The following is a 23,893-nucleotide window of genomic DNA, read 5'->3' on the forward strand; positions in this document are numbered from 1 at the left end:
TATTTCCTTATATAGGGCAATAAAAGGCCCCCACGGCGTGAACAAGCGCGCTGTGGGGGCCTTTGAGTTTGCTATTTTTTACAGTGGAACAACCTGCATCTGTTTCTGCTTGAAGTATACCCAGTCGGTGAATCCGATCTCCTTGAGACGTGTACGAACGTCATCCAGCTCGTCTGCAACCCGCTGTGGTTTATGAGCGTCCGATCCAAATGTCACCTTCACTCCATAATGATGGGCGCGTTCCAGAATGGCATCCGAGGGATACCAGCCACCGCTGAGTTTGGTTTTGCCAGATGTGTTAATTTCGATCGCTACGTTGGATTCTGCAATGACCTGCAACGTTTCATCAATGGCCTGATCAGCGATAATATCGGAGAAAGGTGGATAGTTTCCTTTCATCGCATCAATATGTCCAAGAATCTGGAACATACCGCTGCGAGCCGATTCCCGAATTAATGAATAATAGCTTTCTTTCACTTCAACTTTGCGAGGATTGCTTAGGCCATTCCACCGGGTTTTGTTGAAGATACTCACATCCTCGGTATGATGAACTGAACCAATAATATAGTCAAAAGGATACTGTCCCAGTGTGGTACGGTACAATTCTGCATGAACAGGGAAGTAGTCGGATTCAATGCCGAGCAGCACATCGATTTTACCAGCGTACTCTTCTTTCAAAGCAAGGACTTCTTCCACATAATGCTGCAATTCCGACTTGCCCATTGCGATCCGGGGAAATGCCTGCTCAAGCTCACTGCCAAAGTACGGCGTATGATCCGAGATACCGATGGCCTGAAGTCCTGCCTTAATACCTGCCTCTATATAATCGCGGATGTTGCCGTCTGCGTGACCACAACGAAAATGATGTGTATGAAGATCAAATTTCATATGGAATCCTTCCTTTCTCATGGCTCATTGTCATTCTGAACTGATGAATTGGGTTTCCGGCATACCTTTGAGGTCACTTATGAATTGTTGCATTGCTGAGTTAAGGTATCGACTGGACTTATAGATGACACCAACAGGGTGACTGACCTCCAGCTCACTTAAGGGTATCATTCGCAATGTACCTTGACGCAACTCATGCGCAACAGATTGTTTGGAGATGACAGCTGCCCCGAGATCAATCTCGACCATCCGTTTCACTTCTTCGCTGCTCGACAACTCCATTACAATATTAGGTTCAATATTATGTTTCTTGAAGATCGTTTCCGTAAACCTTCGTCCTACGGTATCAGGGGACAGCAGAATCAATGGTGTACTCCGGAGTACATCGACTGCAGCATGTTTTTTCTTCGCCAGCGGATGGGAAGGAGATACCACGAGTTCAAATGTGTCATAGTACAGCACAGATGTATTCAGGTTGGGATTACGCTCCGTGAGATAACCGATACCAATATCAACCAGACCATTTTCGACCTGGGTATAGATCTGTGATGAGGGAAGGGATTGGATACTGGTTTTGATCAACGGGAATTGATCTTGGAAATAGGATAACACCCTTGGCAAGATCTGAATAGCAATGGAAGTTGTTGTGCCTAATACGATACGTCCCTGAGGCGTTTCATCGAGATCGGACAATTTTTGTTTTAACTCATCAACGATGTCGAGCATCCGTTCAGCGTGCTCCAGGAATACCTGTCCACGGTCTGTCAGGGTAACGGGTTGGTTCCGATCCACAAGAACGGTGCTGAATTCGTCCTCCAGACTTTTGATCTGGGCCGAGACGGCAGGCTGGGTAAGGTTCAGAAGTTCTCCCGCCTTGCGGAAGCTCATCGTTTTGGAAATGGTAATTAGTGTCTCCAGTTGGCTTATGTTCATAGGTGACCTCCTTGCAGGCAAAATTTCTTGATTATGTAGTGTTTGGTTCGATGTAATCCCGTAACTAGTTATTGTTCCGTTATCTTAAATTATAGGTGATTCAGGACAGCAGAGCAATGAAGGTAATTATCAGGATCAAAAGTAGTTCAAGAGACTGTGAAAAAAACGCGAATACAAGAATTTGATTTTTTTTACAGTTGTGAGAAGCAGTAATAAAGTCCTAAATGCCTTTTGCCACGCACAATGAACGAAAAGCTTTCTTCAAAAGAAGTGAAAAGCGCTGTTTATTCGCTAGAATCAGCTATAAACATTTGCCCCACGGATGACGATAAATTATAGTACACATGGTTTAACGAATTCTTAATGAATTCTTGTACGTGATAAAGTATAATAAATTTAATGAATATGGGACTTTTGGTGTGTGACCAATAACCCAGTGCGAGGGGGACATAGACAGTGAAAGCGGAAGTGATTAATCCTTTCCTGGAATCGGCACGGAACGTATTTGAACAGCTCATCCAGGTTTCGCCTTCCACCGGGAGTCTTGGCGTGAAAAATGTAGAGTACATTGCAGACCATGTCTGGATCGTGATCGGAATGACCGGACAACTTAGCGGAAACATTGTATTTGGAATTAATGAACAAGTTGCATTGAAAATTGTATCTGCGATGATGGGCGGTTTTGTCATTACAGAAATGGATGAAATGAGCAAAAGTGCGATTTCCGAACTGGGTAATATGATCAGTGGTAACGCCAGCACTATCCTGTCAAACCAGGGTGTTGTGGTCGATATTACACCTCCACAAGTGATGAAGTCCGAACATCTGACTACATTTAGTGCAACGAAAGCACTGAGCATTCCTTTGCTGATGGACGGCATTGGTGAGATGGATATTCAGGTCATGATCTCGTAGAATAGAACCATACGCCTCAAAAGGCAATATGTGTTCAATACGGGAGGACATCACGGATGCTGAAAGATCAGGTAGTGTTTATCACAGGTGCATCGAGTGGTATCGGTGCGCTGTGTGCGCAGATGCTGATAGAAGAAGGAGCCATCCCAATTCTGGCTGCCCGTTCACGGGACAAGCTGGAAGAGATTGGTGCCTCGCTGAAAGGGCCGCATGAATTACTCACGCTTGATGTTACGGATAGTGAGCAGGTTCAGGCAGCTGTGGATGCGATATTGCATAAATACGGACGAATCGACATTTTGCTGAACAATGCAGGTTACGGGAAATTCGCAGCGATGACAGAGATGTCTGTACAGGAATTCGATGAGATGATGGACGTTAATTACATGGGCATTGTCCGCTGTACCAAAGCAGTGCTTCCACAAATGCTGGAACGTGGCAAAGGTCAGATTGTGAACGTGGCCTCCATGGCTGGCAAAATTGGTACAGCCAAATCCGCTTCCTATACAGCTACGAAACATGCTGTCCTCGGATTTAGTAATGCGCTGCGTCAAGAGCTTCGCAAGACTGGCGTCCTGGTGACAACGATTAATCCGGGTCCGATTGATACACCATTTTTCCATCGGGCTGACCCTTCTGGCAATTATGTGAATAATGTACGCTGGATGATGTTGAAACCGGAAGACGTTGCGGGTCATATGATTCGGGCGATGAAAAAGCGCAAGGAAGAAGTGAATCTGCCAAGACTTGCTTCTGCTGGCATATGGTTGTACCAGCTATTTCCTCGTCTTGCAGATCGATTGTCGCACGGTGTAATGAATCAGAAGTAAATGTGATACGAGGCATCATATACGGAATGAAAGAAAGGCTCCGCCGAGGGGCTTTTCTTTTTTTTGGCGTGTATACATACAATTCTGGAATAAGATTTGGTACACAGGCTTTTTTCGCATATAATGAAAGGTAATGTGATGACAGGCTTCGGTTTTATATCCGTACAAGCAAGGCTAACATCAAAATGAATAAATTAAAAGGATGGACATACATGACGAATCAAACATTTGCTTCAATTGGCGTGGAACAGGATCTGGAGGCCGTTTTGGCGAAACATGGCATTAACGAACCTTCACCTGTACAGGCTCAGACGATCCCGGTTATTTTGGAAGGACGAGATGTCGTATCCAAATCCCAGACGGGAACAGGAAAAACGCTGGCATATCTGCTGCCACTGTTACAATCCATCAAAATGGATATCAAAGGTACGCAGAAACTCATTATTGCACCTACGCAAGAGCTGGCGATGCAAATTGTACGTGAAGCGCAGCGTTATGCGGAAGAACGTAAGATTGGCGTATTGGGTCTAATTGGAGGTGCAGCGGCTAAACGTCAGATCGAGAAGCTGCGTGAGCATCCACAATTGGTTGTGGGTACACCGGGACGACTGAAGGAATTGATTACACTCAAAAAACTGAAAATGCACAACGTTTCCACGATCGTTATCGATGAAGCAGACCAAGTGTTCCAACTTGGCGGCGTAAGTGACGTGAACTTTGTACTTAAGAGCGCATTGCGGGACCGTCAGCTGATCTTCCTGTCAGCAACCATTGATGAGCATACAGCTGGACTCGCAAAGCGTGAGATGAAAGAGCCTGTTCAGATCGGAATTGAACCGGATCGAGCTACGGCTGCGGGCCTTGAGCATTATTATTTTGTAGAAGAAAACCGTAACAAAATTGACATGCTGCGTCGTCTGGTTAGACAGTACAATCCGGATCGGGCAATCGTATTTGTGAATGCAACCGAAGATATCGGTGAAGTTGAAGCAAAAATGAATCATCTGGGCTTGTCCGCTGCTGCGCTGTATGGAGATGCTGACAAAGTGACCCGCAGTAACGTATTGTCTGCCTTCCGTAATGGCAAACTTCAGTTGCTGATTGCCAGCGAAGTGGCTGCCAGAGGACTGGATATCGAAGGTTTGCCAATGGTCATTAACTATGACCCTGCCTTTGACTCGGAGCACTATGTTCACCGTGCAGGTCGTACAGGCCGGATGGGACGCTCGGGTATCGTTTTGTCCATTGTGGATGAAACACAGATCTTTATTATGCGTAAATTCGCACGCGAACTCGGAATCGAACTGTCAGAACGTGTACTCTTTGGCGGTAAAGTATTGGAGGCTGACCCGCGTCCGGACACGCGGCCTGAGGGACATTCGTTCTCGAGAAAACCAGGACAATCCAGAGATCGCAAACCAGGTCAGGGCAATCGTAATGGGGGAACCAGAGCTACAATCTCCAATTCGCGTCCAGTGGGTAGCAAACCAACGGTTAATACAGGCCGCACGGAGCGCGACCAGGATCGTAAAAACAAAGGAGCACCCAAGTGGAGTAAAGATAAAACGCCACGCTCCGAAGAATAGAATCTGACGAAAGGGGTGCAGGGATAGATGGAAAACGTTCAATCGCCTGTTCTGCAAATCAGCGGGTTAAGCGGAGGTTATAGTGCCAAACGGCCCGTCCTTCACGGCATCGATCTGGAAGTTGGACGTGGAGAGATGGTCGGACTAATCGGCTTAAACGGTGCTGGCAAAAGCACAACCATGAAACACATCCTCGGCTTGATGACCCCTCAACAGGGCGAAGTGCGAGTGATGGGCAAGAAGCGGGACGAGGATGCGCAGATCTACCAATCGGCTATGGCATTTGTACCGGAATCACCCGAACTGTATGATGAGATGACGGTGATGGAGCACCTGGAGTTTACGGCAAGAGCGTACAATGTGTCGGAGGCTGATTTCAAACAACGTACGGAGAAACTGCTGGAACTGTTCCGTATGAATGAGAAAAGTACAAGTCTGTCGACTCACCTGTCCAAGGGGATGAGACAAAAGGTCATGATCATGTGTGCTTTTGTGGCAGGACCACCACTGTACATCATTGATGAGCCTTTCCTGGGACTGGACCCGCTGGGTATTCGCTCTTTGCTTGATTTTATGCTGGAGATGAAAGCTTCGGGATCATCCATCCTGCTCAGTTCACACATTCTGTCCACGATTGAAAATTACTGTGACCGTTTTATCGTTCTGCACCGTGGGCAGGTTATTGCTCAAGGTACGCTGAATGAACTGCGCTCCCAATTCGGGGAATCCGATGCCACGCTGGAGCACATGTTCTATTCCCTCGTACAAGGCAGGGATTGAGCATGGATCTCAAGCTGCTATGGAAGCAAAGACGCACAGGATTCTGGAATGGAATTCTTCCTTATCTGGGTTATGTGATCCAGAGCGGTGTAGCTATGGTTTTTTTATTTCTCGTCATTGCGTTCTCCGCCTGGTATACATCGTTTGTCCAGAACATTCCGGCGGAATTTCCGATTCGCTGGGTTGCATTGCTGCTGCTGGCACCACTAGTGCTGTTTAGCAGTTATCGTACATATCTGCTTCCGGCAGATATTGTGTTCCTGCGACCACAGGAATATCGGATGCAGGAATATTTGAAGAACAGCTTTGCCCGGGGCATCATCTATAAAACTCTCGGCTTGCTGCTTGTATTTGTTACACTGTGGCCGCTCTATGTCAGAGCAGATCTGGATGCACGGCCATTTGGCTGGTTCATTGTGTTCCTGCTGCTGTGGAAAGGGTTGTCCAGTTATGGAGCATGGCAAGAGCTAAGAATGGTTCAGGTTGGGGCAGCAAGAGGATATCGTCTCTTGCGATGGGCTCTGGCAGTGCTGGCGGTTAGCGCTTGGCTGTGGCAACCTCCGCAGCGCAGCGTCTGGTTCCTGCTGTTGCTGGCTGTTGTCTACATCGTCGCCCTGCGTATACCGGTGAAACATCGTGTAGCGTGGGAACGACTGATTCAGGTAGAGCAGGGTCAGGCTGGCAGGGTTATGCGGACGCTTGGCTGGTTTGTGGATGTACCTTCATCCGGACAGAAAGTAAGTTCGCGTCGCTGGCTTAGCAGATTGGGGAGTGGTCTTCCCTGGAATGCAGGTAAAGCTTACCGTTACTTGATAACCAAAACGTTTGTTCGAACCGAAGTGTTCTCAATCGTGTTACGCCTAGTTGTTCTGGGCATGTTACTATCCTGGTGGACAGCAGGCAGCTACTTTGGTGTCGGGGTGTATCTGTTCTTCCTGTTGCTTGCAGGTGTTCAGTTAGGTGCACTGCGTCGCAGTCATAGTGAATCGTTCTGGATTATGATCTATCCAATCTCGGGTGAGAGTCGTCGTTCTCAGGTGTTGGGATTCATATTCCATCTACATGCACTGGCTGCATTGCTCATGTGGTTGCCTATGCTGGCTGCCGGAGCAAGCGGACTGACTGTCACCGGAGTAGCACTTATTTTGGGTATACTGGTGATTGTGATCATGCGGCGTTCGCAAGGTAACAAGTGGTTGAAGGAAGAAGAGGACGAGTAAACGATCGGACACCTGACCAACTCGGATTATTACATTGGGTTCATCAGTGAGAGGTACAAAAGATAACAAAAGAAGGGTATGCCGGGCTGTATCCCGGTATACCCTTCTTTGTGCTGTAATGGAATCTTGCAATCAGATCACTTGATTCTCGCGCAAGTGTGTATTGATACTAACAGAGGAACGATTTAGTGATGATCACGAGCAAGATGAACAGAACGAGAATGGCACCTGTGTTTGTAAATCCTCCGCCGTAACCGCCGCATCCATAACCGCCTCTTGTATCTTCAACTCCAGACATGGTCATTCCCCTTTCAAGTGGTTGTTTGGCACGCCCTTGCGTACATCGTATATTATGTGCCATGGGGGTAGGCTGATTGGGCCGATGCCCGGTAAAGCCAGAAATTAAAGCTTTTGGGCTGATAAAACACAAAAGAACCCTTTGTATATTCAGTGACATGAAGCGTCGCCGTTATACAAAGGGTTCTTATAACATTCAGGGTTCAGGTATGATTTAACTCGTCCGCAGATCCTGAACTCCACGATAGATGGTTTCATACAGATCTTCCAACCCGGATTCTTCAATACAGGAGAAGGCGATTCGCAGATCCGATTCACCCAGCGCGATTGTACCCACACCATATTTGTGCAGCAAATGGCTTCGAAGTTCTTCAGCGCCAACTTCTTTCAGCTTCAGGCACATGAAGTAACCGGAGTTGAACGGATAATAGTCCCATGCATCTCCATACTTGCCGCTATCGAGAATGGTTTTTACCTTATTGGCACGGCCTTTCATAATCTCGAACTTCTCCTGTTTCTGTGCTTCAAATTCCGGTGCTTTGAGCGCATCCAGTACAAAAGTCTGGGAAGGATGCGGGCCACTGGAGATCGTTGCCCGGATAATACCGAGTGTTTTTTGTTCCAATGCATGCAGAACGGCTGCATCTTCATGGGCATACGTAATGAATCCAACGCGGAAGCCCCATACGAATTCTTCCTTGGTTGCACCATCCACTTTTACGGTCAACACACGTGGATGAATGTTGGCAAGTTTGCCAAACAGGGATTCATGAATGGAATCTTCGAAGAACAGTCCAAAGTAGGCATCATCTGTTACAGCAACCACGTTAACGCCGGCTTCAGCTGCCTGAAGAATCGTGTTCACAATGGCATCTGCTTCTTCGGCTCCAGGCGTATAACCTGTAGGGTTATTCGGGAAGTTGAGCAGAACGATGGCTTTACCTTTGTCCTTTTGATCAAGCAAAGCCTGAAGCAGACCATCACTGTTGAAGTTCAACTGATCATCGAACAGGGGATAATGAACCAACTGGCCATGACGACGAATTCCGAAGGTCAGCTCGTAATTTTCCCAGTTTTTATCTGGATATATGACAGCGTCCCCTTCATCGGCGAACAGGTCGGCTACGATACTAAGTCCATGGGTTAATGCATTGGTTACAATCGGATTGCCAAACGTTTTGCCTTCCAGAGAAGGTGTTTCCTTCAGCATCTTGTCTCTCCAAACGGTCCGCAATTCAGGTTTGCCTGCAGGTGGAGCGTAAGGATACAGATCCTTTGGTTGGAATGCAGACAGCTTCTCCTGAATAACCTGAAGATGCATCGGCACACCACCCTCCAGGGCGATACCAATCGTGGCATTATGGGTCTTGGCCAAGCTTGCTGCTTCAGCAGATTGACTCAAAATCCCCTCTTTAGGAAAATAAATTTCTTTGCCAAGCTGTGACAGCATGGAGTAGACGTGACTGCTGCCTGTCTGAATACTTTCGTTCAACTGTTCAGCCAGTGGATTCATTCTTTTCATCCTTCCAAGTCTTTGTGATTCAACTGCCTAACATTATATCACCTTGACATGCCCCCGTCACGGAAATTACGCAATATGACAGTTATATCACTTTACCGCGTTGTTGCAGAGGGTTTTCGGGTGGGTTATCGTTGTATTCGACCTTGGAGTAATCCTCAAGAAATGAAACTTATTGCTGATGAAATGGACAGTATTTCCGCATCATTTCAGCAGTTTCGGCATCTCTTCCTTCATTGCGCTGTTCCAGTTCACCACGGATATGATCGAATCGTTCACTCGAGAGGTTTTGTCCAAATTTAAACTTGGCACTGATCCTTTCAGGACTAATTCGGACTACGGCTACAGCTTTGAGGTTTCCTGTGTAACGCGAGTCAGTAGCGTCAATGGGTACATATCCGCCTTGCGGCTGGAGTTTCTCCATGAATCGTTGCAGTACCTTACCTTTGATGTCCAGATCTTTAACCGGTTCAGCCTGACCAAAGGCCATAACACTTTTGAAGAAAGAAGTCGCTGGACAAGCAAGCTCAGGATCACTGAAATAAGATGGAATCAGGGAGAACTCTTCAGCTACTGTGAAACTGACCGACGAATCCTGTTTGATCTGTTTCATCTTCTCGCCAGCCAGACTGCCGTGAAAATAAAAGCAACCGTCCATATATACGAAATTCAGCGGTGTAACCCGTGGTTGTCCGTCCGGACTGACCGTTCCCAGAAACCCGAAGGAGCACTGATCCAGAAATGCGGTAATTTCCTGTTCTTCATCTACTGTGAATTCTTTCCGTCTCATGTGTATTCCCCCATCATTGAATGTATAATAGAACGCCATATCTTATGGATAACCATAGTTCATACATTGACAATGAAATAGATCCAATTTACATTCACTTTAGTAGGCCAATTAGTCGGGGATCACAGATGAATACAAATGAAGAGAGGTGCATGATGGAATTGTGGCTGCCGATGGATACCTATGAACTTCAGCATCGATACAAGTATGAGGCCTTGTACCATGCGTTACGTGATGCCATTCATGCAGGCACATTGGTGGGAGGCACGCGGCTTCCTTCCACCCGTGAGCTGGCAAAGCAATATGAGATGTCACGTGGTTCGGTAGCTCAGGTATATGACATGTTGCTTGCGGATGGTTATGTCCATGCACATCGGGGAAGAGGTACATTTGTCACCGAAACATTATCCACTCAGGAAAATGAAAAACAGGAAGCCGTTCTCAAGTTGTCTCCCTGGGGCGAACGAGTACAGATGTTGAATACGCAACATGAAATCCTGCGGACTCAGATGTCTTCACCGAAGGCGTCCGTCATTAATTTTCAAATGCAGCGCATGCCTGCAGAACATTTCCCGTTAGGGGAGTGGAAGAGTGCACTCGCTGCGGTTCATCGCAGTGGTTGGCGAGAATCGAGCGGTGTAGCAGGTGATCCGGAGCTGCGTGAGGCCATCGCCTCCCATCTCAGATGGACACGTGGTATTCAGGCTGAACCCTCTCAGATTGTATTGTTCAGTGGTTCAATGCAAGGCATCACCTTACTATCCCAGCTGTTGATCACAGAGGGGGCAGCAGTTGTATTAGAGAATCCGGGGTATCCGGGCATCGCTCATGCCGTCAAGTCCTGTGGTGGGCATATCATCCCGGCAGAGCTGGATGCCGCAGGCATTATTCCTCAGCCTTGGGAGGCACAGACGTTATTTGTCACCCCTACCCGGCAGTTTCCAACAGGGGCCGTGCTGGGATTGGACAGAAGACGTGCCTTGCTTGCGTGGGCCTCAAAGCGGAATGCGGTCATCATTGAAGATGATTACGACAGTGAATTCCGATGGGGTGGAAGACCAATTGAACCCCTCAAAGTGCTTGATCGTGAACAGCGCGTCATCTACGTTGGTTCATTCTCACAAACGATGGTTGCTTCGTTTCGACTTGGCTACGCCGTACTGCCACCTGGTCTGGTAGAACCTCTGCTTGCCGCCAAGGCGTTGTATGAACCGGTACCTCCGGCGCTGTTAGAGCAGCGCGCACTGGCAAAATTTATGACCAGAGGAGGTTACCTGAGGCACTTACGACGGTTAACCCGGTTATATGGGGAACGGCATGATTTTTTTGTCCGCGAGATGGAACTACAGTTGCCGGAGGCATTCACAATGCAGCTTGGTGATGCAGGACTGCATATCTACGCTACCTGGAATGGCGATGTGGACAGTTATCAGCGATTTAAAAAGCTTGCTCAGGAGGATGGCATATTGTTCCGTGATGCAGAGCGATATCGGTTGACTTCAGGTCATCCGGCGGCCTGTTTTGCTTTTGCACATCTGGAGAAAGAAGAGATGACAGAGGGAATCCGGCGAATGCGGCTAGCCTGGGAGAAGTGCACATTTTCGTTTCGGTGAATTCCGCTGTATAATGGGATAAGACATTTCGCTCCTGTAGGGGCAGAGATTATATATGAGCAAGTTGGATTGAATCATGCAAGATACTGAAATACATATGGCCTGGATTGAAGAAGTGAGATTCAGATCAGAATGATGCCATATGCAGAGAGATTAACTATCAAGGGGGAGTGGCGACATGCTGCAGGCATCGCCGTCATCATTTGTTATTTTGCCCGCTGTCGCCAAAATTGTCTGTGAACCGGGCTGGAAGTGGCAGAAACGGGAAAAACCGATGCAAAACTATGATTTATTTTATGTATGGAGTGGTGAAGGAACGCTTGTACTGAATGACCAGTCGTATGAAGTTGGCAAGGGTAGTTGTTTTTTGTTCAGGCCAGGAGATCATCCTACTGCAACACATAATAAGCAAAAACCGTTGGTACTTACGTATATTCACTTTGATGTGGACGTGCCTGTTGCTGACGTTCCCCAGTCCTATCGCGAGGTACAGGAAACGGTGGAGTTTGAGCACTTGCTGGCACGTTATGTAAGACTGTTCTTATCGGATGTGTACGGACGTGATGAAGAGAGCCGATTGATTCTGAAACAATTGATGATTCATCTGCTGCGCGCCGATACGGAAGAACCTGTGGAGAAAAAGGTGAGCAACCAGTTGTCCGATGTCATCCAGGAGGTCGCCAATTATGTGCGTCAGCATCCCGGGATTACGCATCGGGTGGAAGATCTGGCTGCGCGGGCTGGCTTATCGCCCCGATACTTCTCGATCAAGTTCAAGGAACTGGTGGGATCATCGGTGCAATCTTATATTATCCGCATGCGTATTGAACGGGCGGAACATCTGCTGGTGCATACCGGCATGAATGTGACCGAAGTGGCGGATGCTCTGGGCTACCGGGATATTTTCTTCTTCAGTCGTCAGTTCAAGCAGTATACCGGCAAAAGCCCGTCCGAGATTCGTTAAAATTCTAATGAGAAAAACAGGAAACCGTTTCAAGTCTGGAATGCAAGGGTAATTATCTAGCATTCCAGATGACCAAAAGGGGGAACTTATGATGAACGGAAAACGTCGGGTCCGCAACCGGGGATGCTCTACGAAGGGATGCAATATTTTCCGGAACCGTCTGCGTCGCTTCAAACCGGCAGAGGACTTGCAAGATGTGTGGTTTTGAGGAGAACTCAGCAGACCAATAACGACGGAGCGAAGCTTCGTATTGCATGTATATATGGATGAATATGAATTCATAAAGAGGATGGCGCAATACCTGGTTACAGGTGCTGCGCCATCCTCTTTATTTGCGTATGGACTCATTAGTTCTTCGGTTTTAAACGACCAAGCAATGCTCCCATTTTGACGGAATCGCCTGGCTGTAAGCCCGGGTTTGGTTCGAATGTGCCACTCTGCGTCAGCAGAACAACGGTGGAACCGAATTCAAAATAGGCCAGATCATCGCCTTGTGCCCAGGTACTTATGTCCGTATCAGCATATTGTATGCTACTCACGTTCATCGCACCTACTTTGACAACCGCCACTTCACCGTAATCATGTGCGATATACGTAATGAGTCGTTCGTTTCGACTAAGCACGGATCTCATATGGGTCAGGCCAAAGTCATTCACGGGATAAACTTTGCCTTTGATGTGTTCGCTCTCTATCTTGCGGCCGCTGACAGGTGCATGAATGCGGTGATAGTCGCGAGGGCTGAGATAGAGGACGAACCCGTACCCGTGCTTGTACTTCTCCAGATGGGGAGAATGGTTTAATAATTCAGCAAGTGTATAATTTTGTCCCTTAACATTCAGGAGTGTCCCTGCAGATATTGGACCGGCTGCCGTAATCTTGGCATCTACCGGGCTGATCAGTGCATGCTCTGAAAGTTCCAACGGGCGCATGCCCGGCTTTAATTTGCGGGTAAAGAAATCGTTCAGTGAACGGTATTCCTTCCAGTCTTTCTCGGCCTCCTGAACAGGGATGTCGTAGGTCCGGACAAAATAAGGGATAAATGCCTTACTTCCCCGGCTTTTGGAGAAGGCTCCCACGGTCCGGGAGATCCATTTGCGCGAAGAAAGCTCGGTCATTAATCGCAACAGCGTTTTTGCCATGAATATCCCCCTTAGGGTTAATGCGAACTTCAAGGCCGGCAAGACCGGCCGTTCTGCATAATATTGACACAGAATGCACACGAAATCAATATAGTCTCCTATCGTATGTCTGCGGTTGTCTCGGAATTCTCGAATTCTGTTCCAGCAGCAGACGCCCATAAGCCATCGGTTTGCTGTACGTTGCCTTCCAGTGTTCCGACATTCCCGCCTTGCGAAAACCGTAACGCTGATCCCGTCCATTGCATTCAATAAAATAGATCTGGCCGCTGCGCGTTATCCCGAGATCAAGACCCAGATCAGCCAGATGTGGCAGACTGGCCGCCAGGTTCTGGGCAATTCGAAGTGCAACGAGTCCGATTCTGTATTCCAATTGGGCCAGGTCAAAGCCAGATTCCCCTAATCCAAGGGCCTCTGCGAGCTTCATGACTTTACCGCCCTGGGCGATATTGCTGACAAACGTATGGGCAGGAGCCGCTTTGGCAAACATGCCTGTTATTCCCCAAAGACCATCGCTGCCACGTTGTACAGATACCCGCAAATCTACCGGCCTGCCCTCATAACGTACCAGTGGGATACGCTCTTCAATGAGGTAGGCATGGCGAAAGATCCGCCTTAGGGTGGCGGAAGGAAGCTGTCCTTTGCTCAATCGGAAGGTAGCCCACCCTTTGCGTGCCGCCTTCGTCTCACAGGTTAGTTTCCACTGCCCATCTCGCTCGAAGACTCGCATAATCCCATGACCGATGCTACCGCTGCATGGTTTGATGACGAGGTCATCATATTGTTCCATCATATAGGCCAGAGACTCTGGCGTAGCTTTGACTGCACGGGGCAGGTGTTCTCGCAAGGCGAGGTCCTGATGAAGCATGTCATGAATGTGATCTTTACGGTACCGGTTGCGAACGTTGAATACCTGGATACCCTGCAACATCAGCTTGGTAATCTGATGCTGTTCCGTCCGGCGAAGCTGGAGTGAGCGGTTATGAATGACGGAGGGCAGTGGCATACGCTCGCGAACATATCTGCCTTCTTTTTTAACATAGGCAAGACATGTTTTTTGATCCGAATCGATATCTTCCAGCCTCAAAAAGCAGGGGGTTAATCCATAACTGGCCGCTGCCTGTTCATAATTCGCGAGTGATTCCTGACCGGTCCTTCCGGCCGGTATCCCCCGGTACATGCGTGAATCGAACATAATGCCGATCGTTTCTTGGAGCATGACCGTTCCTCCTTCGATGTTATCGCGACCATGGATCGTCCATTCATGGAATGCCGGCCTGTCACCGCATGGCTCAGACATCGCGATAACGCAGACCGGTGTGTAAGATGCATCGCCAAGCACTAGTGCTTGCTCAAGGCGAGTCTAAAACTCTGAAGGAAGCAGGTTTTGCCGAATCTTCGTTCCAAGCAAGGAGGTTTTCCGCAGGCGTGCCGGGGCACGGCTAGGGAAAGTGACACAGCAGGGGGGCGAAAAGACGGTGAAAGATGCACTTCAGCGAGTTTTCAGACACGACCTAGATATAATATCCTATGACATGACTGGGACGGGGGCGTGGACAGCCGCCTTTCCTCTGCAGCCCTGACACGCCTATTTCCACGAAGATCATCGAACCTTCCTGTCTTGACGCCTGTACATTCGTGCTCTGGAATCCGCAAAAGTCATAAATGAAGTGGCAGATGCCCATATGGAAGCATATGATGCCGGAGACGAACGTTAGAGGAAGGAGCAAGCTGCATGAGTAAAAATGGCAAAAAGAAGGTTCCAACGCCGAAACTGCGGCATGTGAGCCCGAAATACAAAGAATTGGAACTGACTGATCGCCGGGCAGACAAGATGAACTCAGGTTTCACTGTGAATAGGGAAGAACGTTTGAATACGAATAAAAGGGAATCAAGGGCTGTTCAGGAGTCGGAAGAATTCCTATTCGACTCAATGGAGCTACCTGCTTCAACAAACGAGCTGGAAGAGGTGGAGATCGAAGCCGAAATCAAGCCGGAACCCGTAGAGTCTGATAGCAAGGAAATCGAGACAGAAGATAGCTCGGATAAACAAATTCAGGTTAGCAGCGTGGCTCCGCCTGTTCTGGAAGAAGAGGTGGATATCATCAAGCAAGAAACAACAAGCAAGGACCGGCTGCAGATCCTGAACCAGAACCAGATGCCGGGTCATACCGGACATTACATCTACACGGACGACTTGAGTGAATTTGCTGTTACGGAGAGCAAGTTGGCTCCTTTCTCTGTAGATGCCTCCAAGCTGAAACCGGATGCGGTTGGCAGTGAAGCATTGCAGGATTATGCGGTGACCAGCATTCACATTGCAGACGGGGCCATCGTTTCAGCGAAACTTGCGGAAGCGTCTGTATCTGAGGAGCACCTGATTGACGGTTCTGTGTCTGGTCACAAAATACGAAATGCTTCTATTGCCGGTGAGAAAATCAGAGATGGCAGTATTACTTCTCAGAAGCTTGGCAACCAGGCCATCGATTCGGCCAAAATTGCCGACGGTTCTATCAGCACAAGACATCTCAGCCGGATGCTGGTAACGGAAGAATTAATCAAGAATCATGCCGTAACTGGAGACAAGATCGCGATTAGCGGGGTGGATACAAGGCATCTCACGGGAGGAGCTGTGAATACCTCCAAACTGGCTGACGATGCAGTGACTACAACCAAAATTCGTGAAGCTGCTGTCACAGGCAGCAAAATCGAAGAACACTCCATCGAGTCCCACCACATTCAGGCAGGTGCTGTTAAACAGACACATCTGGCAGAAGGGTCTGTCGGTCGTTCCCAACTATTAAGTGGCAGTATTGGAAGTGACCAGATAGAGGATGGATCCATACAAACAAGACATTTAGCTGAGGGTTCACTAACTGGAAGACATCTCCTGGACGGTTCAATCGGATCAAACCAGATTCGCGCTCATTCCGTTGGCAAGGAGCAGATTGGCAATGGAGAAGTGGGCAGTGAGCATTTGACGGAAGGTGCAGTAACCAGTAGCAAACTGGCAGACCAGTCTGTTGGAACAGCAAAATTGCTGGAACAGTCCATTACGGCATCCAAGATCTCTGATCAGAGCGTCATTTCTTCCAAAATTGCGGATGAAGCGGTACAAGGTAAACATCTTGCCAAAGGGTCCATTCGTGCGGAACACATTGCAAATCGGGGAATTACGCCAGTACATGTGGACAATTCCGCAATTCACTCTATTCACATTGCAAGTGGAAGCATCGAGGCAGCTCATCTATCTGCCGGAAGTGTGTCCGGAGACGCTCTTGCAGACGACGTGGTGTGTGAGCGGCATCTTGCAGAGTCGGCCGTGGGTACGTATGAATTGCAGGATGGTGCCGTTACAGACGTTAAACTTGCGGATGGAAGTGTGACAACAGAAAAGCTTGGAACGGCATCGGTGAGTAGCAGAGCGCTTGCCCCGGGAAGTGTTATATCCTCGCATCTTGCGAGTGGTGGAGTCACAGGGACACATCTGGCTCCAGGCAGCGTGGGTTCCGAGGCCCTGAGACCTTATGCAGTGAAATCGGAACATCTGACAGAACACGCCGTAGGTGTACCTCATCTTCAGCCGGGTAGTGTTGAAACGGATGCGATTGCACGGGCCGCGGTCACAACAGACAAATTGGCTATTGATAGTGTAACTTCAGCCCAGCTGGCTGGCGGGTCCATTTTTCCGCCTCATCTAACAGATCATGCGGTTACCTCCCCCAAGCTTTCACCAGAGAGTGTTGCAACAGATAAACTGGCGGATTTTGCTGTCACGTCAGCTAAACTGGCAGACGGCAGCGTGACTTCTTCCAAGATTATGGCAGAGAGTATTAACGCCAAACATATTCCAGCAGGAACCATTCGCGGATATCACCTGAAGCAGCATGCCGTTTCCCTGGAACATTTGTCGGAAGAAATACGCTCGCCCGAGTTATTTGCTGATGGCAGTATTACCGGCAACAAACTTCAGCATGGCTCCATAAGTGCGGACCATTTGACAGCAGACTCGGTATCCGGGACAGAACTGCAACAGGCTGCTGTAGGTAGCGAGCACTTGCAGCCATCCGTTGTACAATCCGTCCATCTGGCTGAAGGCAGCGTGAAATCTGACCATTTGGGGACTCAAGTAGTGAGCTCACAGCATCTGAAGCCAGACATCATTCATGAGGAGCATATTGCTGAACAGGTGGTCACATCGCATCACTTGGCACCTGGATCTGTCGAAACAGACCATCTGGCACCTTTATCCATTACAGCGGCTCACCTTCAGCCAGGTTTGATCAGTGGTTTGCATCTTCAGGCAGAGTCGACAAGTGCTGTTCACCTGCAGCAAGGAGCTGTGCATTCCCGTCATATTCAAGATGGTGAAATTCTTCCTCATCATATCCATGAACGCAGCATCGGAACATCTCATCTGGAAGAAGAAGCGGTAAGTACGATTATTTTGCAGGATGAATCTGTAACACGCTCCAAACTAGCAACGGGTAGTGTGGATGGCAGCAAATTAGCTGCAGGAAGCGTATCGGCTACTCACCTTGCCAATGAAAGTGTGCAAACCCATCATATTCAAGAAGGAGCAATCCTTGCTGATCATATTCAAGAGTGCAGTATTGGCTCAGTTCATCTGGATGAGCAGTCTGTAAGTACAGTTCATTTGCAAAATGGATCTGTAACAAGTGCCAAACTGGCGGATGGCAGTATCAACGGCAGCAAATTGCTTGAAGGAACCGTATCGGGGGTTCATATTGCGTCCGAAAGTGTGCAAACCGGGCATATTCAGGCAGGGGCCATTCATGCTGATCATATTCAGGAGCGGAGCATCGGCACAACCCATCTGGAGGAGGAAGCAGTAAGTGCGATTCACCTGCAAAATGGGTCTGTCATCAGTGCCAAACTGGCCGACGGCAGTGTAACCGGCAGTAAGTTGATCGAAGATGCAGTGTCGGGAATCCATATCGCTTCTGAAAGTGTGCAATCCCGCCATATCCAGGCAGGAGTAATCCTTGCTGATCATATTCAGGAGCACAGCATTGGCATGCTTCACTTGGAACAGGAAGCAGTAAGTGCCATTCATCTGCAAAATGGATCTGTAACAAGTACCAAGTTGGCCGACGGCAGTGTAACCGGCAGCAAGTTGCTCGAAGGAGCAGTATCAGATATCCACATTGCAGATGATAGTGTGCAATCCAGTAAGATTCAGGCAGGAGCCATTCATGCTGATCATATTCAAGAGCGGAGCATCGGCACAGCACATTTGGAAGAGGAGTCTGTAAGTGCCATTCATTTGCAAAATGGAGCTGTAACGAGTGCCAAACTGGCGGATGGTAGTATAACTGGCAGCAAGTTACTCGAAGGTACGGTATCCGGGATTCATATCGCATCGGAAAGTGTGCAATCCGGGCATATTCAGGCAGGAGCTATTCATGCTGTTCATATTCAGGAGCGAAGCATCGGCACAGCCCATCTGGAGGAGGAAGCCGTAAGTGCGGTTCATCTGCAAAATGGGTCCGTCACAAGTGCCAAATTGGCTGACAGTAGCATTAGCGGCAGCAAATTGCTCGAAGATACTGTATTGGGGAGCCATATCGCGTCGGAAAGTGTGCAAACTCGCCATATCCAGGCAGGAGCGATCCTTGCTGATCATATTCAGGAGCATAGCATTGGTACGTCCCATCTGGAAGAGGAAGTCATAAGTGCGGTTCATCTGCAAAATGGGTCTGTAACGAGTGCCAAACTGGCGGATGGCAGTGTGAGCAGTGACAAACTGCTAGAAGATGCGGTGTCGGATGTCCATATTGCCAATGGAAGTGTGCAATCCCGTCATATCCAAGAGAAAGCCATACATGCTGACCATATTCAAGAGCGAAGCATTGGAATCTCCCACCTCAAAGCCGAATCGGTAAGTTCGATTCATCTGCACAATGGTTCCATAACAAGTGCCAAAATGGCTGACGGCAGTGTAAACGGTAATAAATTGCTTGAAGGTGCGGTATCGGCTATCCACATAGCAGACAAAAGTGTGCAAACTCGTCATATCCAGGATGGAACCATTCTTGCTGATCATATTCAAGAACGCAGTATTCGCACAACTCATCTGGAAGAGGAAGCAGTAAGCGGGGTTCATCTGCAAAATGGGTCCGTCACCAGTGCCAAATTGGCCGATGGCAGCGTGAACGGCAGCAAACTGAGTGAGCAGAGTATTACCTCTAATCATTTGAATGCGGGGATTGTAGGTCCAGCGCATCTGAGCGAAGAGATATGGAATGCGATTCGTCAGTTCAGTGGAGAAACGCTGGAGCAGCTGGCAGCTATCAAAAGACAAGAGGGATTGCTTCAACCAGAAAATGAGGTTGTACAGCAATCACAGCAGGTAATCGTCGAGGCATTACCGAGTGCTGGTCTGGAGCAACAACAAGAGCTGGTATCCCAAACAGATCAGCTTGGCGAACTACCGGCAGCTTTGTTCACAACTGAGCAGGCAGTGCAGGCAGATCAGGAAGATCAGGCTCAGCAACCACAGCTTGAACAGTCACAGGAGATCGCTGGAACTACGGAGTTTATGTTAAGTGAACAATCGATTAAACAGGAGCATCTCTGTGATGATACCGTGGGCAGCAGCCAGTTGCAATCGGGGGCAGTTCAAGCCAAACATCTGGCCTTCCAGCCCGTTCGCAGCGTAAGCAAACAACCGGTTGTACAACAATTCGGAATGGAAGCTTTTGTACTGCCAGAGAGTGAAGTATGCACAGAGGTAACTGTTGTTTTTGAAGAGTCATTTGCTTCAGAACATTATGTGATTGTGGGCATGAGTAATGATCGGGGATTCCAGATTTCCTTGCTCTCGCAGAGTGAGGATGAAGCGGTACTTGAAGTGTCACGTACAGCAGATTGCAAGCATACGTACGGATTGTTGTCATGGATTGCTGCGGGACCTTCGCAAGGATAGTGCAGGATTGTATCCGTAATAAACAAATGACAAAAGCGGTGTCCAGAGTTGTCCGGGACACCGCTTTTGATTGATATCAGCTTAATCCGTTCGGACGGTGAGGGGTGTCTGAACGTTTTGTTACCATTAGGATGAGTACATTATAAGTTGAACTACAATAAAATAAGATTTTACAGGCCTACAGCTTGATATGCTTTGGTAATAGCAGTAGCTTCAGCGGAAGTTGCTCCGTACAGATCTTTGGCTGCTTGAATGGTAGCTGTTTTGGCAGCGGCAAATTTGGACGTTGGTGTCAGGTAATTCACCAGTGTGCTGTAGAAAATCTGGATCGCTTTATCCCGACCGATTCCGGTAACAGTCACACCATTATGTGTTCCGCCTTGAGCAGCAAGGAAATAGGCTTTATTGATGATACCACTGTTGATATGGACACCGCCGTTGTCCTGTGAGCCTGTGTAGCGATCGCTGTATTTGTCAGGTTGACCATACAATGTAGGGTTGGAGAGGGAGCGTAGCGCATCTCCTGGAGTGTTAGGTGTGTAGATATCATCACCGAGCAGCCAGTTTTTGCTTTGGATCGTATTACCGAAAATATCGGCAAAGGCTTCATTGAGTGCGCCTGGTTCATTGCGATATTCCAGATTGGCTGTATATTCAATAACACCATGCGTCAATTCATGGCCCACAACATCCAGATCACCAGACAGGGATCGGAACATCGTTCCATCGCCGTCACCAAAGACAATCTGTGCCCCGTTCCAGAAGGCGTTATTGTAATTGGAGCCGTAGTGCACGGTTGATCTGATCAACAATCCGTTACCATTAATACCGTTACGGTTGAATTTGTTTTTGTAGAAATCATACGTAGCAGCGGCATGAGCGTGAGCATCTACACCTGCACGATCAGTCCATACATTATCCGAATCTGTGAGCAAGCTACCAGGCAGTGATGAGCCATTGTTCGCCGTGTACGTTTGGATGCCATTGCCGCGAGTGGTGTCTTTCAGTTGGAAGGTGCTGCCGGATTGGGTGGTTGTCAGGGTTTTGGTATCTCCAAGTACACCTGTACCTGTTCCGGTGGCAAAGTTAATGAGGTCAAACTGGGATACGATACTGCCATCCACTGCGTTAATGAAATATTTGGTCCGTAGAGGGGCAGGTTCGAGTACGTTTACTTCCGTAATGTAAACCAGATACGTCTGACCATCTTCTTCATGATGATAGATGTTCAATTCAGCTTGAGGTGTGATTTCCGCGGCGCCAAGCTCTCCAATCCGGGAGGTTGCTTCTTCGGTTGCAATCTGGATCGCGTCTTCTCCGCTGATCTCGGCTACACCATCATTCGGAATGGCCTGCTCTTCAATCGGTGGAAGATCGCCAAGTGCGGAGCTCACGGCTCCGGTTTTGTCCAGGTGGACCGTCTGTTCTGCACCATAAACCGGGATACCTTTAATATACTGTTTCAGGCGGAAGTGTCTTACGCCAGATGTATCTGTGTTTCTTTTGACAATTTTGAGTTGGGATTTCACATCGGAATTCAGGAGTTGTTCCTGCTGTCCAAGATAATTAAAGATAGTGTCATCTGTTCCACTGTTCAATGGAATACCCTCCTCAGAAGCATAAGGGGCCTGAAGTGGAATGGATTGATCAGACACTGGAGCTGCAGTAGCAGAGGACACGGAAGCGAGCAAAAGAGCTCCTCCAAGAATTGTTGGCATAACTTTGGCAAATTTCATAGTAAACTCTCCCATTCTTAAACTTATTTTTTGTTGGAAAATGTTCATGCCAGTCTCGGTTGGAATTCCGTCTGCAACTTGGGCAGCGCGGAGCGTGGGGCTAGACCTGAAGCGTGGAATGAGACAAGAAACGATTGGAACAAAATCGGCTTGGCCTTAGCTCGGGAAGTGTTAAGCACGACACCAAACAAAAAGGATAACCGTTTATTCAGTTCAACCGAAGGTTGAATCGTCTATTGTGTTCCTCTTTCAGAAAGCCGGGGGTTGTCCAATTGCGCAGGTAGAAGATACGTTCACGGAAAACTGGGGTGTTCAATCCGGGTTTGCGTAAATGACAAAGGCAGTGTGTTCTGAACGGCATCACTCCTCTCAAGAGTAGAATGTATCTGCTTAACAAGATCTGTGAATGAGGTCATAATCTAATCAACCTAAGGTCAATAAATTGATTTAAAAAATATAGGGGAACTTATGTTCACCACAAGGTTATTTTTGTAAATAAAACTGCTTGGAACGTATATTATCACAATGTAAAACTTTGGAAAAGATACAATTTTAGATTTTTGTTAAATTTGTGTCTGAAGTAGGGGAGAGGTAGCGTTTTTCACATATTTTGACGTATTTTGTCTAAAAGCAAGGCCTGTACCCTCGTGTTCACAGGGAGAACCTGCTTAGTGCAAGGACAAACGCCGTTTCCACTGCTCCACGAATACATAGAATAACGTGTACTCCCTTGGCATGCCGATGATCGAATGCGGGAGGTGAAACTGTTGCGCAAAACCCGTACCACAGCACGTTATGCAACCCGAACCAATGTGACACGAAGAAAAACAGTGCTGAAGAAACGAAGATGGAAGTCTGGACACAAAAAGGGTACAAAGGCCTATACGTTCGTTATTCCATCCAAACAGCTGATGTCACAGGCTAAGGATGGAGTAGAGAATGGCGCGGAAAATGGCATGAGTGATGCTCCTTCACACAGGGGGGGTTCTCAGCGACCGATGCTCTCGGTCATTATCCCTGCTATGAATGAGGAGAAAAGGATTGGTGCAGTTGTCCGTGAAGCGCGGCGGATATGCCGTGATGCTGAAGTGCTTGTCGTTGTGAATGGTTCAACAGACGGTACGGCAAACGCAGCCAAACGGGCTGGAGCACGCGTGCTCACGTATGCCGAAGCACTGGGGCATGATGGAGGACGAAAAGTAGGCGCAGCGGAGGCGCGCGGTCAGGTATTGTTATTTACTGATGCAGATATCGCAATTCCCGCAGAGCACCTTGCACCTTACGTGAAGGCTGTGCTGAAGGGAACGGATGTGGCACTTAACGACTACCATGGGCCGGTCACTCATCATCCCGTTCATCCGGTAGTGGAGGCCAAACACATGTTGAACAGCATACTCGCAAGATCCGATCTCCGGGGGGCATCCATGACAGCAATTCCACATGCAATAAGCCGAAAAGGGCTTGAGGTCATGGGGATATCCTCACTGGAAGTTCCGCCACTCGCACAAGCGAAGGCAGTGATCGGCGGACTTCGGGTACGCGCTGTCCATCACGTACCTGTGGGTAGAATGAATGCAGTACGAATCAAGAAGCGAAGCGGACCTGATCCGCTAAGTCAAGTGGTACTGAATGATCATATGGCAGCGATCAAGTGGATTACGGATACGCTCGGTCCCCGCGGAGGTTATACCGATCTGCAACGTGTTCGCAACCTGGCGAGGTAAGCATGTCGCATCG

Annotated in this window: 17 protein-coding genes; 9 read left to right on the forward strand and 8 right to left on the reverse strand. The window is 48.3% G+C overall.

The window, feature by feature from the left end; translation table 11 throughout:
• Positions 1–78 precede the first annotated feature (78 nt).
• On the reverse strand, positions 79–888 hold the full coding sequence (locus C170_RS00790; RefSeq protein ID WP_036605797.1) for a histidinol-phosphatase: 810 nt from the start codon (positions 886–888) through the stop codon (positions 79–81).
• Between the two features lie 30 nt (positions 889–918).
• Positions 919–1,821 carry a LysR family transcriptional regulator gene (locus tag C170_RS00795; RefSeq protein ID WP_036605798.1) on the reverse strand — a complete coding sequence of 301 codons (903 nt, stop codon included), beginning with the start codon at positions 1,819–1,821 and terminating at the stop codon, positions 919–921.
• 456 nt (positions 1,822–2,277) lie between these two features.
• On the opposite strand from C170_RS00795, the gene C170_RS00800 reads away from it, so the two are divergent.
• The 5 genes from C170_RS00800 to C170_RS00820 all read left to right on the forward strand — a co-directional run bounded on the left by C170_RS00800 (position 2,278) and on the right by C170_RS00820 (position 7,152).
• Complete coding sequence (locus C170_RS00800; RefSeq protein ID WP_036605799.1) at positions 2,278–2,736, forward strand: chemotaxis protein CheX; 459 nt, start codon at positions 2,278–2,280, stop codon at positions 2,734–2,736.
• Between the two features lie 56 nt (positions 2,737–2,792).
• Complete coding sequence (locus C170_RS00805) at positions 2,793–3,566, forward strand: SDR family NAD(P)-dependent oxidoreductase (protein WP_036605800.1); 774 nt, start codon at positions 2,793–2,795, stop codon at positions 3,564–3,566.
• 212 nt (positions 3,567–3,778) lie between these two features.
• Positions 3,779–5,152: a DEAD/DEAH box helicase gene (locus C170_RS00810; RefSeq protein WP_036605801.1), complete on the forward strand. Its 1,374-nt coding sequence runs from the start codon at positions 3,779–3,781 to the stop codon at positions 5,150–5,152.
• 27 nt (positions 5,153–5,179) lie between these two features.
• On the forward strand, positions 5,180–5,932 hold the full coding sequence (locus C170_RS00815) for an ABC transporter ATP-binding protein (RefSeq protein ID WP_036605802.1): 753 nt from the start codon (positions 5,180–5,182) through the stop codon (positions 5,930–5,932).
• 2 nt (positions 5,933–5,934) lie between these two features.
• Entirely contained in the window at positions 5,935–7,152 is a 1,218-nt protein-coding gene (locus C170_RS00820; protein ID WP_036605803.1) for an ABC transporter permease, read from the forward strand.
• 169 nt (positions 7,153–7,321) lie between these two features.
• Here C170_RS00820 and C170_RS31235 read toward each other — a convergent pair whose 3' ends face one another.
• The 3 genes from C170_RS31235 to C170_RS00830 form a co-directional block, all read right to left on the reverse strand.
• The gene (locus C170_RS31235) at positions 7,322–7,450 is read right to left on the reverse strand and encodes a hypothetical protein (protein ID WP_017692471.1); all 129 of its coding nucleotides are present in this window, start codon (positions 7,448–7,450) and stop codon (positions 7,322–7,324) included.
• A gap of 213 nt (positions 7,451–7,663) precedes the next feature.
• Positions 7,664–8,962: an aminotransferase class I/II-fold pyridoxal phosphate-dependent enzyme gene (locus C170_RS00825; protein WP_036605804.1), complete on the reverse strand. Its 1,299-nt coding sequence runs from the start codon at positions 8,960–8,962 to the stop codon at positions 7,664–7,666.
• Between the two features lie 178 nt (positions 8,963–9,140).
• Positions 9,141–9,758, reverse strand: coding sequence for a pyridoxamine 5'-phosphate oxidase family protein (locus C170_RS00830; protein ID WP_036605805.1), 618 nt, complete (start codon positions 9,756–9,758; stop codon positions 9,141–9,143).
• Between the two features lie 128 nt (positions 9,759–9,886).
• On the opposite strand from C170_RS00830, the gene pdxR reads away from it, so the two are divergent.
• Entirely contained in the window at positions 9,887–11,371 is a 1,485-nt protein-coding gene (gene pdxR, locus C170_RS00835) for a MocR-like pyridoxine biosynthesis transcription factor PdxR (protein WP_442789446.1), read from the forward strand.
• Between the two features lie 178 nt (positions 11,372–11,549).
• Positions 11,550–12,335: an AraC family transcriptional regulator gene (locus tag C170_RS00840; protein ID WP_036605807.1), complete on the forward strand. Its 786-nt coding sequence runs from the start codon at positions 11,550–11,552 to the stop codon at positions 12,333–12,335.
• Positions 12,336–12,682: 347 nt separating this feature from the next.
• Here the strand turns inward: C170_RS00840 and asd are convergent, their stop codons facing one another.
• Both asd and C170_RS00850 read right to left on the reverse strand, forming a co-directional pair.
• Positions 12,683–13,474: an archaetidylserine decarboxylase gene (asd, locus tag C170_RS00845; protein ID WP_036605808.1), complete on the reverse strand. Its 792-nt coding sequence runs from the start codon at positions 13,472–13,474 to the stop codon at positions 12,683–12,685.
• A gap of 85 nt (positions 13,475–13,559) precedes the next feature.
• Entirely contained in the window at positions 13,560–14,690 is a 1,131-nt protein-coding gene (locus C170_RS00850; RefSeq protein WP_036605809.1) for a YheC/YheD family endospore coat-associated protein, read from the reverse strand.
• 516 nt (positions 14,691–15,206) lie between these two features.
• Between C170_RS00850 and C170_RS29865 the strand changes: the two genes are divergently transcribed.
• Positions 15,207–20,420, forward strand: a complete 5,214-nt coding sequence (locus tag C170_RS29865; RefSeq protein ID WP_051446916.1) for a WIAG-tail domain — start codon at positions 15,207–15,209, stop codon at positions 20,418–20,420.
• Between the two features lie 170 nt (positions 20,421–20,590).
• Here C170_RS29865 and C170_RS00860 read toward each other — a convergent pair whose 3' ends face one another.
• On the reverse strand, positions 20,591–22,156 hold the full coding sequence (locus tag C170_RS00860) for a M4 family metallopeptidase (protein WP_036605810.1): 1,566 nt from the start codon (positions 22,154–22,156) through the stop codon (positions 20,591–20,593).
• A 758-nt stretch (positions 22,157–22,914) separates the two neighbouring features.
• Here C170_RS00860 and C170_RS00865 point away from each other — a divergent pair.
• Positions 22,915–23,880: a glycosyltransferase family 2 protein gene (locus tag C170_RS00865; protein WP_235200697.1), complete on the forward strand. Its 966-nt coding sequence runs from the start codon at positions 22,915–22,917 to the stop codon at positions 23,878–23,880.
• Positions 23,881–23,893: the final 13 nt, after the last annotated feature.

The sequence above is a fragment of the Paenibacillus sp. FSL H7-689 genome, assembly GCF_000517905.1.
Classification (GTDB): domain Bacteria; phylum Bacillota; class Bacilli; order Paenibacillales; family Paenibacillaceae; genus Paenibacillus; species Paenibacillus amylolyticus.

Coding starts and splice junctions, on each gene's coding strand:
- C170_RS00820 (WP_036605803.1), top strand. CDS start 5,935: ATGGATCTCAAGCTGCTATGGAAGCAAAGACGCACAGGATTCTGGAAT.
- C170_RS00790 (WP_036605797.1), bottom strand. CDS start 888: ATGAAATTTGATCTTCATACACATCATTTTCGTTGTGGTCACGCAGAC.
- C170_RS31235 (WP_017692471.1), bottom strand. CDS start 7,450: ATGTCTGGAGTTGAAGATACAAGAGGCGGTTATGGATGCGGCGGTTAC.
- C170_RS00850 (WP_036605809.1), bottom strand. CDS start 14,690: ATGCTCCAAGAAACGATCGGCATTATGTTCGATTCACGCATGTACCGG.
- C170_RS00825 (WP_036605804.1), bottom strand. CDS start 8,962: ATGAATCCACTGGCTGAACAGTTGAACGAAAGTATTCAGACAGGCAGC.
- C170_RS00815 (WP_036605802.1), top strand. CDS start 5,180: ATGGAAAACGTTCAATCGCCTGTTCTGCAAATCAGCGGGTTAAGCGGA.
- C170_RS00805 (WP_036605800.1), top strand. CDS start 2,793: ATGCTGAAAGATCAGGTAGTGTTTATCACAGGTGCATCGAGTGGTATC.
- C170_RS00840 (WP_036605807.1), top strand. CDS start 11,550: ATGCTGCAGGCATCGCCGTCATCATTTGTTATTTTGCCCGCTGTCGCC.
- asd (WP_036605808.1), bottom strand. CDS start 13,474: ATGGCAAAAACGCTGTTGCGATTAATGACCGAGCTTTCTTCGCGCAAA.
- C170_RS00830 (WP_036605805.1), bottom strand. CDS start 9,758: ATGAGACGGAAAGAATTCACAGTAGATGAAGAACAGGAAATTACCGCA.
- C170_RS00810 (WP_036605801.1), top strand. CDS start 3,779: ATGACGAATCAAACATTTGCTTCAATTGGCGTGGAACAGGATCTGGAG.
- pdxR (WP_442789446.1), top strand. CDS start 9,887: ATGAATACAAATGAAGAGAGGTGCATGATGGAATTGTGGCTGCCGATG.
- C170_RS29865 (WP_051446916.1), top strand. CDS start 15,207: ATGAGTAAAAATGGCAAAAAGAAGGTTCCAACGCCGAAACTGCGGCAT.
- C170_RS00860 (WP_036605810.1), bottom strand. CDS start 22,156: ATGAAATTTGCCAAAGTTATGCCAACAATTCTTGGAGGAGCTCTTTTG.
- C170_RS00795 (WP_036605798.1), bottom strand. CDS start 1,821: ATGAACATAAGCCAACTGGAGACACTAATTACCATTTCCAAAACGATG.